We start from the raw sequence: 13,692 nt of genomic DNA on the forward strand, positions 1-13,692 counted from the left end.
GAACGAAATGAGGTGTGGGGGGGAAGACTTTGTGATCGTACCAAGACCAAAGGTTATAGAGTATGCTGAGAATCGACTTTATCTCAAGCAAGAAATGAAAGTGCTCGTAAGTGACGATTACGGGAAGAAGGCTCTTCAGGTGCTCAATTTATTAACAACAGAGATCGATGTTGTTTTTTCTTCTGGATTTAATTATTCCGTTGAGTTTGTTCATTCAAGCGAGGAATTCAAAATGAATGAAGCGTACCGAATGGAGTGTTCTCAAGAAAAAGCAGTACTCATCTATGGGGATGAACGAGGCGCAAGAAATGCTGTCGTTTCATTGGTTGGGCTAATTGAAAGGGATGACATTGGATTTTTTATTCCAGCATGTCATGTAAGCGATTACCCTGATGGATACTATAGAGGGATCCTGATTGATCTGGCGAGAGAATATATTCCCCTCAAAAAAATTAAATCGATTATTGTACAAATGGCAAAAGCAAAATATAACAAACTACATCTTCATTTGCATGACTCGGAACATTACTCCATTCAATCAGATGTTTATCCGGAGTTGAACCAAACGACCATCCAACAATATACGAAGTGTCAGCTCAAGGAAGTGGTGGAGTATGCGCAATTGTTTAGTTTAGATATCATCCCTGAGATTGAGATGCCCGCACATGGCTTATTTATAACGGAAAAGCTTAATGAACTGAAATGCCAAACACATAATGATCCGCCGAGCAACTGGGCGATGTGTGTGGGGAATGAAACAACCTATGATATTCTGGCAAATTTAATCAAAGAAGTTTCTGATATTTTTCCCGGCGAGTGCATCCATATCGGAGCGGATGAGCTTGAATTTTGCGATGTGCATCAAGAAGACAGATTGTGGCCGACCTGGGATGACTGTGAAGCTTGTCAGGAGCTTTCTCGAAGAGAGGGGCTGGATGGGAAACGGGAGCAGTTTTATTACTTTATTAGAAGAATATACGAAACGGTAACTGGTTTAGGAAAAAAAATGATGATGTGGAACGATGGGATAGATATCTCCAGCTCGCCTAATATTCCGCGGGACATTTTAATTCAATTTTGGAGAGTAGCAGCTGAGGGAAGAGGCCCCGTCCAAGGATGCAGCATGCAAAGATTTCTGGAGGAAGGGTTCCATGTCGTAAATTCAGATTATCCTGAAACTTATTTGGATCTCTATATGAAGGAGGAAAATATACGCACCTGGCATCCAAAAGCACGACCAGAGACCTCCGATGAAATGAAGCACGGAGTTATTGGAGGAGAAATGTGCGCATGGGGGCCTAACGAACATTATGCGTATACGCTACCAAGCGCAATTTATATGTTTGGCGATAAACTTTGGGGTTATACGGACTTGAACCCGACAATGGAGTATAGCCGGGCCATTACCAAAGCTGTGCTTGGTCTTAATACCCCTTCAGAGTTTGATGTATTCGAAGCTTTTGGCTGCATTTTGCTGCCTCGAACAAAGGATGGATTGGAACAGGCATATACAAATCCAAACAGTGAAAAGCTTGAGCATACGTTAATAGTCCTTCAGTCATTAATTGACCAACAAGCTTCTGGTAGAGATGTGGCAATGGAATATATTTCGATCATTCGATCGTTAATGAGCAATAAGTGCGGAGGAATAGGCAATGAGCGTGTTCATTAATCAGAATTCAAAAACGAAACAATCGATACGCAAAGGTCGAAAAAGCAACTGGAACAAAATGATTAAAAATTGGGAGCTATATGTACTTCTGATGCCAACTCTTGTTTACTTCATTGTCATGGAGTACATACCCATGTATGGGTTACAGATTGCTTTTAAAGATTATATGGTGACCAAGGGCTTTTCCGGGAGTGAATGGGTAGGGTTCAAGCACTTTATACGCTTTTTCGATTTCTATTTATTTTGGGATATTTTGTGGAACACCGTTTTTCTAAGTTTATATGAGTTAGCTACGTTTCCAATCGCCATTATTATGGCATTGCTGTTGAATCAATTAACGAGCAATAAATTCAAAAGATTTGTGCAAACCGTTACGTATGCCCCCTATTTTATTTCTACAGTTGTATTAGCAGGCATGCTGTATTTGTTCTTATCTCCGCGAGACGGATTAATCAATCACCTCTTAGAGTGGCTAGGAGGGACAGCGATTTACTTTTTTGGTGAACCGGCGTGGTTTAAATCCATCTATGTATGGTCAGGTGTTTGGCAAAATTTAGGTATGAGCATGGTTATATACTTGGCAACATTAACTTCCATAAGCCCGGAGCTGCATGAAGCGGCTGTTGTTGATGGAGCAAATAAATTACGAAGAATCTGGCATATCGATTTGCCGGGCATTATGCCGACTGTAACCATTTTATTTATTTTAAGTGTAGGCAATTTAATGAATCAAGGATTTGAAAAGGCTTACTTGCTTCAGAATCCGCTAAATATTGCTTCTGCTGAAATTATACAAACCTATGTATATCAAAAAGGTCTTGTGGGCGGGCAATTTAGTTACGCGTCTGCAATTGGTTTTTTTAACTCGGTTATTAACTTTGTGTTGCTTCTAATAATGAACACGATCTCTCGCAGGTTAAATCAGAATTCTTTGTGGTAGGAGGTGCCGGATGAAGAGGAAAACAGTTTCTGATCGTATGTTTGACGTTTTTAATGTAGCTCTATTTATTTTCATTATTTTGCTCGTCATGTATCCGCTGTATTTCATTCTCATTGCGTCAGTCAGCGATCCTTCTGCAACAAACTCAGGAAGGGTATGGTTATGGCCTGTAGATTTTAACTGGAAAGGCTATGAAATTATATTCGCTGAACGAGTGATCTGGTTAGGATATAAGAACTCATTAATATATGCAGCGTTAGGGGCAGCGATAAGTACCGTTATTACAATAAGCGGCGGTTATGCTTTGTCGCGCAAGGACTTGGTTGGTCGAGTACACCTTATGATGTTTATCTTGTTTACAAGCTTCTTTCAAGGAGGATTAATTCCGAGTTATATATTGGTTAAAAGTTTGGGGATGCTTGATACGATATGGGCGATGGTCATACCCGGCGCGGTTTCCGCCTTCCTTCTAATTATTGCGCGCACTTTTTTTCAGCAATCCATTCCTGACGAATTATTAGAAGCATCGATGGTCGATGGATGCAATAATACGAGATTTTTTTTTCAAATTGCAGTACCTCTAGCACTGCCGATCATTGCCGTTGTCGTCTTGTTTAATGCAGTTGGTCAATGGAATACCTACTTTAAAGCGATGATCTATATTTCGAATGAAGATTTGCAGCCGCTGCAAATTATTTTACGCAGAATTTTGGTTAGAAACCAAAATAGTGAAATGCTCGGAAACATTACATCTGCGCAAGGAATGGCCGAATATGCGGAATTGATTAAATACGGAGTCATTATTGTAGCAAGCGTGCCGATGCTGGTGCTTTACCCATTCTTACAAAGATACTTTGTGAAAGGTATGATGATTGGTTCAGTGAAGGGTTAACTTATTAACCCATCTTGTTCCAACATGATATAAAAAAAGCAAAGGGGTAATGTTAATGTGGTCTAGTCATTCGGGTAATAAAGCAAGAAAGTTAGTAACCATTTTACTTCTGATGTCGATGCTGGCAATTAGTCTGACCGTTCAACCTCGTGTAGCCGTGGCGAATGCTGCGAATCTGGCATTTGAATTTAATACGGATGACGATCTGCAGGGGTGGGCGACTCAAGGGCATCGTATAGCAACGGCAACCGTCAATAATGGCGCACTTCATTTATCTTCGAATGGTCCAGATTTTTATTGGCATGGACCAACTCTGGGTTTATTGGCAAATCCCGCCCAGATGATGATTTTACGTGTTAAGTCGGATCAAGGCAACCATATGACTATTTATTACGATACTGACCTGTCGCCGGGATTGTCCGAACAAAAATCGATTAAATTCGGTATTATACCTGATGGCGAATATCACGAATATCTGGTTCCTGTAGGCCATCAATCATTATGGGAGGGCATTATACAGGAGGTAAGATTGGATTTGGAGCCGGAGAATAGCTTTCCTGCTAATGTGAGCCTGGATTATATTCGTTTCGTGACAGTCGGTTCGGAGTTTAACGGTACAAGTGAAGGATGGATTGCCGCCAATGATGTTGACCCCTTCGTCATCGGATCGAACGATATATCGACAACTGTAACGGGGGCCAACCCCTACATTACGTCTCCTTACTTTGAAATGGATGTAGAGCAAGCCCCTTTACTTCAATTACGGATGAGTGCAACTGCAGGATCAAGCATTGCGGTATATTTCGATACAGGCTCATCATCGCCTAACTTCTCTGAGGATCGAGTCATACGTCAACCCATTACTGCAGACGGACAATTTCATGAATATACCTTTAATATGTGGTCACACCCGGCATGGAACAATGAAATTGGACATGTTCGTCTAGTTTTGGAGGGAGAAATTTCGGAGTTGTCAGGTACGGAGTGGACAATAGACTATTTGCGCTTCCCGACAACCCCACCTGCGCGCTTCGACTGGAACTTTGATTATGATACACATGGCTGGCGAGTCGAGCATTCTCTTGATCCGCTCACTATTGTCGACGGTGAGTTGAGAACGAAGGTTGCCGGCGATGATCCATATATGAGCGTTAGCGATTTGAAAGCGATTGTCGGGGAACGTTACGGTGAGATGGCCATTCGTATGCGGGCAACCGAGGGAGTTTTAAATGCTTCTTTATTTTTTGGAACAGAGCAGGCGCCAGAATTTTCAGGGGAACGACGGTTCGACTTTGATATCATCGCAGACGGGTTATTCCATGAATATATCGTGCCGGTTGGTCAACATGAACAGTGGATCGGTAATATTACAGATCTTCGTTTGGATCTAGAGGGCGGAGACTTTGTAGGCGCGGATTGGGCAATCGATTATATATATTTCGTACCGAAGTCAACCGATTATCAGTTCCTTATGAAGCGATCACAACCTTCGATTACAGAAGGGGAAGATGTCGTTATTACAGCTGAAATAAAAAATGCCGGAGGGAAACTTCTGCCCAACACGCAAGTTGAGATCGAACTCCCTGCCGGATTGCAATTAATAGAAGGAAATACAATTGAAACTCTTGGGGATATTGAGCTAGCCGGTCACAGAACGTTGAATTGGAAAGTTAGAGGCGTAACTGCCGGCGGTCATTCTATTACTCTAAAAATGAATGCTTACGATTTAACAGATAGCCAATCACTGCCGTTGCCGGTACTTGGACCATTGCCAGCTATCAATGCTGTTCAGCCCAATAGTGTCACGGCGTCAATCGATCCTGTAACTGGCGATGCCGTTATACAAAATGAGAAAGTTCGAGCGATATTCCCGCGGGATACATTTGGATACGGTCAATATTCCATCTATACGTGGTCGAATAACGACTGGGTTTTGATGGGATCTGTACAACCATTTGCTTATGCAGTAGTCCGTCAAATAACGGATGTGAAAGAGGCTATAGGTTTTTACCCCACAAACGCAGATGCGCAAGTCCAATCAGGAAAAGCAATTTTGACGATGAGCGGGATGAATACAGACTCTTCTGGACGACAGTGGCAGCACAGTTTCTCATTCGAACTTAGTGAGGATGACACCTGGATAGATGTTAATCAGCAAGTAACGGCAAATAGCGCGGCTGATTTATTAAATTTATCAGGTCCAGTATTGACGGTAGGTCAAAATAGCTTTGGGACTGTCAAAGAAGAGGCACTGTTTCCGGGACTGGAATGGCTTGTTGATGATGAGTTTTCATCAAGTCAACTAGATTCCTTTCTTCCACATTCAAACCGATATGTGCCTCATCCTTACAAGATTACAATTCCGCTTATGGCTGTTAAAAGCGGTGGCAATCTGATTAGTCTTATGTGGGATCCTAACCAATTATGGGATGGTACAAACTCGCTTCCTTCCGCCAGGTTTGCTTCGCCCAATTGGGTAGAAAGTCAAAATAATCATGTTATGGGGCTATCGGCATTGTCTGTTCCGACATGGATAAACGAAAATGAGGAGCTTGCATACGAAGCCTATCCGTTAGTTGAGAATAGTCCGTTGACGCTGCAAGCTTCGATCGCCGCTTCAACCTCATCAAGCATTCTTGATGCGATCGATATTTATCGTGATAAACATGAATGGCCGGATGCGCCTGCAGGCCATAATTTTGCAAACCAAGTTGATCTAGGGCTGGATGCTTATCTGGATACGTATTGGGTGCCTGATGAGAAGGGATGGAGACATGTCGATGGTTTAATGTGGCCTTCATCACAATATCCTTCAAATCTGGTGCTGCTTCGCTTGTTAGGTATGAGTGATCCGACTAAACGAGCCGATGCTGATCTTATCATAAATGAAGTATTAAACAACATGCCGGATAAAACAAAACTTGGAAAACCTGATGGACATGTTACTCAATTTCAATCTCCATTTTATTTTGGCTATATGGATGAAGCGTTTGAGGGCTTGGAAAATAGAATGCAAACGATCATTCAGGAACTTGACTCGTCCGGTGTATGGCGTATGCGCAACAGCCCGTTAATTGCTGGCACGCCGCTAGGCGTTGAAGGTGAGCCGGTATTCGGTGTTACAGCTGAATATGCGCAAACATTGCTTCAATATGCAAATATGACAGGTGATGTTACTGCTGCGCAAACGGGATTAAGCGGCCTCATAGCACTCGAGAGCATGGGGGATGTGCCTCGAGGAGCGCAAATTTGGGAAGTTCCTGTTCATACACCAGATATATTTGCATCGGCAAAAGCAGTTGGAGCTTATTTGGAGGCCTATAAATGGACTAACGATCAGCAACATCTCGACAAAGCGATTAAATGGGCGCGCACGGGTTTGCCGTTTATTTACCTATGGGAAGTGCCCGACCGTCCGATGACACCGTATGCGACCATATCTGTTTACGGCTCATCACTTTATACAAACCCGTGGTTCGGCACGCCGGTATGGTGGACGGGACTCGCATATTCATATGAGCTATTAGAGTTGTCTCGTTATGACCAAACTTTGCCTTGGCGCGATATTGCCGAGGGGATATTAGCCAGTGCAGAAATGACCCAATCCTCTGAAGTTAATGGACAATCTCGAGGTGGTTATCCGGATAACTGGAATTTGATGAAAAATGCAAGTTCCGCTCATGTCATGATTAATCCAGAGGCATTGCTTAAAAATGTATTCCTCCAGCAAGCTATAGATGGTCTGGCTCCTGAGCCTGATTTCAGCACAACTGTTATCTCTAATTGCCAAGGCAATGGACAAAGCTCTTGCGTAAAAACTCGTATAGCATCGCTTGCAAATATTCAAAGCCAAGGACCGGGCAATCCAGTAAAGCTTGTGAAGTTTAATCTGACCTACCCTTCAGGGGAAACGACTTACACGCTTGTGTCCGAACGCGAGAAGCCGAGCAAAATAAAAGTAAACGGCACAACGCTAAATGAGGTAGCCGACATAAATTCGGCTGCAACAGGGTGGAGTTATGACACAGTCAATGGTTATCTTGTATTGAAAATTCAACATGCAGCTGCAGATAACGTGAAAATTCATTATCCATAACGATGCTCGCAGGTATGATGATTGGCGATGAGGTTGGTTATTCCTATCTCATCGCCAACATGATATAAATTAATCAATGAAGGGGAATGAAAATGAACAAGAAAAAGTGGACCAGTTTAATGTCGGTGTTTATCGTATCAACTCTTTTATTGGCAGCATGCTCATCCAACAATGAACCAACGCAGAAGGAAAGCGATCCTCCTGCTGAAGCAACACAAGCTGTAAATGAAGGCGACTTTACCTTCCCACTGAAGGAACAAGTTGAATTAGATATTCTAGCTTTTAAAGGCGCATCTATTAAAGTGAGAGACTATAATGAGTATGAACTGTTCAAGCGACTAGAGGAACGCACCAATGTTCATGTAAACTGGACGCTTGCAGATGAGTCTGCGCTTATGGAAAAATTGAACCTCGTGTTTGCGGGCGGTTCTTATCCTGATGCCATCTATGGCGCCATGGTCGGCGGAGCCAGCTTAAGCTCTTGGGCGAAGCAAGGAATTCTTATGCCGCTTAATGATCTTATCGATCGACACGCTCCTAATTTGAAGAAATTGTTTGAGGATTATCCGCAATACAAAGCAGCGGTTACTCATTACGATGGTAATATTTATTCACTTCCAAAAGCTGTCGACGCGCCGTTCTATCAAGCGCCGGATACAATGTGGATTAATAAAAAATGGTTGGACCAAGTGGGGCTGCCGATACCGACAACTACAGACGAGTTGTACAATGCATTGAAAGCCTTTAAAGGCAAAGACTTGAATGGCAATGGCAAGCAAGATGAAATTCCAATGACCTTTATGTACAATTCGCATTGGCTTGGCGGATTCTCTTTATCCAATTCATTTGGAATTATGGATAATTTCAACCATACCTTTATTAAGGATAATAAATTGATATACGCTCCACAGGAGCAAGCCTATCGCGATTATGCTGAATATATGCACTCTTTGTATAGCGAAGGACTGCTGGATAATGAAATGTTCACTCAAACACCGCAAGTTTACTACTCCAGACTGCAATATGAAGAACCGGTGGTTGGCGTAGCTTCTTATCCTATCAATAGCTTTCTTACAAACGGAGATGAATATGTTCCATTGCTAGGCTTAAAAGGTCCGAGTGGAGAGTTTGGCTGGAAGAAGGAGAATGCAGGTATTTGGATCGGAGCGTTTATGATTACTTCAGCTAATGAAAATCCTGAGGTTACGATGCAGTGGATAGACTCGCACTACGACTTCGAGATGAGTCTGGAAATTCAAGAGGGTCCTGTAGGAATTGGCTTAAAGAAATTGGATAATGGAAAATACGAGGATATGCCGTCGCCAGACGGGATGGATAATAGTGAATTCAATTCCAGTATAGCTCCTGGATACAATGCACCGAACATTATACCAGCTGATAATTACCGGAATAACATTTTTATTACACCTCGCGAGACGGAAGAACTTGCCGCTTATGTGTTGAAAGAGCCATTACTTAAATATGAGCCATTAAATTCCGTATTAGTATATGATGCAGAAGACTACGAGGCGCTCGAAGATTTCGACGACCTGTCTAATTACATCAGTACGATATTCGCCGATTTTGTTATTAATGGGGTAACAGATGATAAATGGCAGACCCACTTAGACCAGCTTAAGAAACTGGGTGTAGATAAATTTCTGGACATTCATAGCAAGTATCAATTGAAATAAATATATTCGTATATTAGGCGGCGCGGTGCACCAATTCAAGTCCTGCGCTGCCTATTATAGACAAGGGGGCATATGATTTAATGAAAAATCGGCTGCGACTTTCCATTAGTATGCAATACTTAATCTCATACGCTATTATATTGCTCATTCCTACGTTGATAACAAGCGTAGTTATTTACAATAGTATGATTGCAACTGTGAAGGAGCAATCCTTGTCGACTTACGAGCAAATGATCAAGCAAGTGGGAGAAGTCATTGATACTAAGTTTTTGGAAATGGCCAATATCGCAACCGATTTATCAACCAACCCCTTGGTTTCATTAAACAAATATCGTGATTATTTTTATTATTATTCCATGCGTCATGTAATGAATTATCGACTAAGTAATACCTTTCTGAACGAAGTGCTGCTCTACGATCGGGACAAAGAATACTTCTATTCATCCAGCAGCACTTATTCGTTAGAGGTATTCAATCAGGTTTACAAGTATGAGGATTGGGATGCTGATGATCTGAAGAATACGATGAATACTTCCATTCATCCGGTATTGCGTAAAGCGGAGCTCATAAATGGAGAAAGATTCATTACTTATTTAAGGCCTATACCCATTACAGCATTTAAACCAAATGGAACAGCTGTTTATTTAATTAAAGAGCAAACGATCCAAGATCTGTTGCAGCCTATACTGCTTTATAAAGGGAATCAAGCGTATATTATAGATCAGGACGGGACAATTATTACAGGAATCTTCACAGAAACCTCTGCCGAGGCATCCAATATCGCAGCAGAGCTCCGATCGAATATTTCTAACAAACAAGTGATTCGAAAAAATGATGCAGGCGAAATGGTATATGTCACCTATATTCATTCCAAGCAAACAGGTTTTATCTATGCAGTCTCGACACCGGAGAAAGAGCTTTTCGCAGAAGTAAATGGCATCAAATTTATTGCGCTGTTATCCTATTTAATTATTATATTGCTAGGCATTATTGGCATTTATTTCAGTATGCGCTTTAATTATCATCCCATAAGGCGAATTCTAGCAAATATAGAAGAGCATTTCGGAGGGAAGAAGGAAGAGTACGGCTTTCAGACGATTGAAAATGCTCTATCGGCCGCGGGCACTTGGAGGCAGCAAAGCCTTCTCAATACTCCTTATGCTCGCCAGCATTTGCTGTTATGTCTGCTGCAGGGAAGAATTACAAGTAAAGAAGAGTTTAATCGTTCGGGAAGCTTTGTCGGTTTATCGATGCATCAACCCTTCTACTTTGTTGCTGTCATTCATGCACAAGTTAAGCTTCAAACAGGCATGGATGCATTAGGGATATACCAAGAGCTGGAGCAGCAAGGCTATCAGATTATGGAGATGCAGACGGAGGCCGAATTAACGTTAATTATTGGGATGGATGATAATCGTATACCGAAGGAAGAGCTAATAAGTTTGCTGCAAGCTATGGCTAAGCATTTGGAACAAGAGGTTACGATTGGAGTAGGTAATGCAGTGAGTGAGTTGACTCAGTTCGCTCCTTCCTACTATGAGGCTTTCACTGCGATGCAGCATAAATTTATTTATGGAAGCGGCAAGGTCCTTCTTTTTTCGGAGTTAGATCCTAAATTGTCTAAGAAAAGCTACGATTTATCAGAACCGATAGAAAATCTAATCGTTCATTTCGAGCGTGGCGCTATTGAGCAAGCTATGAAGTCAATTGGATTGATCGTGTCCGAGATAAAGGGGAAAAGCGATTCGTTATTCGAGGCTAAATCGAATTGTATTGAAGTAATCAATTCGATCTTATTGTTTCTTAGACAGCGCTACAGCCATATTAATTTTACGAATACGCATATGTTTCCTGATGTCATTGCTTATGCTAACTTCAACTCTATTGATCGACTGTTGGAGGAAGCCGTGAATGTTTGCCAGATGGCTTGCGATACTATACAGGCTGGCGGTGTACACCTTGAGCGAATGATGGGAACGGACCGCATAGATGCCTACATCCAGCAGCATTATGATGATTACAATTTGAATATTCAAAGCATAGCGCGGGATTTGGGATATTCCGTATCTTATATTAGTCGAATGTACAAGGAAGATACCGGTAATACGATTATGGATCAAGTGAAAGAACTGCGGATAAATAAAGCCAAAGAGCTGCTCAGAACAACGATGTTGCCCGTGCAAGATATTGTCGAGCTTGTTGGATATAAGGATGTATCCAGCTTCATTCGTAGATTCAAGCAGAAGCTGCAAATGACGCCTCAGGAATTCAGGAATTATTACAAAGCTAGTAAATGTGAATAAGGGAATAGGGATGAGGGAGCGGGAGTTAGATGAGTCGTTCATTATATGAAAAGTGGATATGGATTGAATTGATTGGATTTGATAATACCCAAAACGACTTCGCAGTTCCTGCCTATCTGGAGAGAACGGGATTTGTACCTTTAGCTGTAAGCTTGTTGCTATTCACACCGGATTTTGTACACGCGCATGAAGGAATGAATGACGAAACCTTTCTTCCAATTGAAGTTTGTTCTTATGCAGCACGTCCTTATGGCAAAGAGAGAAACAGACAGGTATGGACTAACTATCAGCTGCGAAATTTAATTAAAGAGCTTCAGAAGCATGGAATAGAGGTTTATTGCAGTTTCTTCGATTTATTTCGCGTTGAACAAGGTGAAACGCCAAGAAAAAGCGAGTGGTGCGGAGCGCATCCGGAGCTATATGAGATGAATAAATCGGGCCAAGCGCTAACCGTTATTAATCCATTGAAAAGATTCAAGGATGGTAGCTATTATGAGGATTTCTTTGTACGAGATTTGATGGTCGTCATGCTGGATTATGGATTCGATGGCTATCATGGTGCAGACGGGTATACAAGTCCAAGGAAAAGTCTTGCTGAAGCCGATTATTCGGATGATATGGTAGAGCAATTCGTTCAATATGGAGGCTTGGCAGCTCAGGATGAGCTGACAGTCATTTGCGACAATAATCCAGCCAAAATGGGGAAAAGAGCGGATTGGATCTGGCAGCATCGGCGGCTCGAATGGATTCAATTTCATGGTGCACGGTGGGCTCGGCTATGGCATAAAATTATGGCTGCTATTCGTCAGCAAGGCAAGAAGGCCTACGTCAATACAGCGTGGACCCGCGACCCTTTCGAAGCCTTATACCGCTATGGCGTCGATTATAAGCAGCTTGCCGCAACGGGAATCGATGGCTTTATTGTTGAATCTGTCGGCGCATCACTATCTGCCGGCGCAGACGAGACGGAATATGAACCAGGCAATGAGTTTATGTCGATGATTATGATGATTAAAGCTTATGTGCCGGATACGAAGCTCATTTGCTTGAATGCCATTCAAGATACGAACGAGCAATGGGACGCTCTTAGCCATGCGCCAACTGTCCTGGAGAGGGATATTTATTCATTTTCCAATGTGTATATAAAAGGGCCTACAGGACTGCGCCGCTGTTCAGATGGATTTATGGCTTGTTTGGGTGATGGAATTAACAAGGATGGCTGGAACTGGCTTATCAATCGCTGGAATTTGGGGTTTCACAATGCAGCAGAGCAGCTCGTTGGGGCTAGTTTGGTATGGTCCGACCAAGCTTTGCACGAATCTCTAAAGCATTATATCGTGACGCGCGATTGGCCAGCCCATAAATTTGCCACCGATTGGATTGCAAGAGGCGCTCCCGTCCATAGTGTTGTAAACGTGAAGGATTTGCAGGAAACGACCGGTGCCATTGTCGTTACGAATCTTCATTTGCTTCCGGAGAATGAGTTGAACGATGTCCTTAACTATCGTAATGGATCTGTGACGATGCTCGGATGGTTGACGGAATCCATAGCTCAAGCTTTGCTTGCGGCAGGAGTAACCATTGAAGGCGAGTTGAACCAACGATTCTGTATCATACGCGGAGGGCAAACGGATGAAATCAATTACTTCTTCATGGAGTCGAATGGCGGCGGCGCTAACAAAGAAGTAGAGCGATTGAAGGTGCTGGACGAAATCAACGATGCCAAGTCTTGGTTGGACAGCCTTTATTACAGTCCGATAACGGAACAATTTCTGCAGCGCATTGTACAGACATTAATAGAGACTGCCGGGGCACCGCAAGTCATTAGGAATGAAAAACATATCCGAACGGTTGTTTTACAAATGAACTCCAATCGGTGGCGAATTTTGATTAGAAATCTTCATATGAACTACAAATCAGCCATTCTGGACGCGGGACGTTCTATCGATAAAATAAACATTCTAACCGAATTTCCGGGTATTCCAATCGCAACAGACGGTTCACGGTTCAGATTGTATGTTCCGGGAAGAGGAATGGTAATCGTAGAGTTGGAAATTCAGGCTGAGGAAGCTGCAACTTTGCAGCAATAGATTTT

7 protein-coding genes are annotated in these 13,692 nt (G+C 42.5%); all 7 read left to right on the top strand.

Translation table 11 applies throughout. From position 1 onward, the window contains the following. Positions 1 to 31: 31 nt before the first annotated feature. The 7 genes from KJW29_RS34790 to KJW29_RS34820 all read left to right on the top strand — a co-directional run bounded on the left by KJW29_RS34790 (position 32) and on the right by KJW29_RS34820 (position 13,687). Entirely contained in the window at positions 32 to 1,672 is a 1,641-nt protein-coding gene (locus tag KJW29_RS34790) for a family 20 glycosylhydrolase (protein ID WP_214628083.1), read from the top strand. Then, positions 1,656 to 2,612, top strand: a complete 957-nt coding sequence (locus KJW29_RS34795; RefSeq protein WP_214628084.1) for an ABC transporter permease — start codon at positions 1,656 to 1,658, stop codon at positions 2,610 to 2,612. Before KJW29_RS34790 ends, KJW29_RS34795 begins: the two co-directional genes overlap by 17 nt. A gap of 10 nt (positions 2,613 to 2,622) precedes the next feature. Continuing rightward, entirely contained in the window at positions 2,623 to 3,504 is an 882-nt protein-coding gene (locus tag KJW29_RS34800; protein ID WP_214628085.1) for a carbohydrate ABC transporter permease, read from the top strand. A 55-nt stretch (positions 3,505 to 3,559) separates the two neighbouring features. Next, on the top strand, positions 3,560 to 7,600 hold the full coding sequence (locus tag KJW29_RS34805; RefSeq protein ID WP_214628086.1) for a hypothetical protein: 4,041 nt from the start codon (positions 3,560 to 3,562) through the stop codon (positions 7,598 to 7,600). 92 nt (positions 7,601 to 7,692) lie between these two features. Continuing rightward, a complete protein-coding gene (locus KJW29_RS34810; RefSeq protein WP_214628087.1) occupies positions 7,693 to 9,294 on the top strand; it encodes an extracellular solute-binding protein in 1,602 nt (533 codons plus the stop codon). A gap of 80 nt (positions 9,295 to 9,374) precedes the next feature. Next, on the top strand, positions 9,375 to 11,597 hold the full coding sequence (locus tag KJW29_RS34815) for a helix-turn-helix domain-containing protein (RefSeq protein ID WP_214628088.1): 2,223 nt from the start codon (positions 9,375 to 9,377) through the stop codon (positions 11,595 to 11,597). A gap of 29 nt (positions 11,598 to 11,626) precedes the next feature. After that, entirely contained in the window at positions 11,627 to 13,687 is a 2,061-nt protein-coding gene (locus KJW29_RS34820; protein WP_214628089.1) for a hypothetical protein, read from the top strand. Positions 13,688 to 13,692 lie beyond the last annotated feature (5 nt).

Source organism: Paenibacillus agaridevorans (genome assembly GCF_018604145.1).
Classification (GTDB): domain Bacteria; phylum Bacillota; class Bacilli; order Paenibacillales; family Paenibacillaceae; genus Pristimantibacillus; species Pristimantibacillus agaridevorans.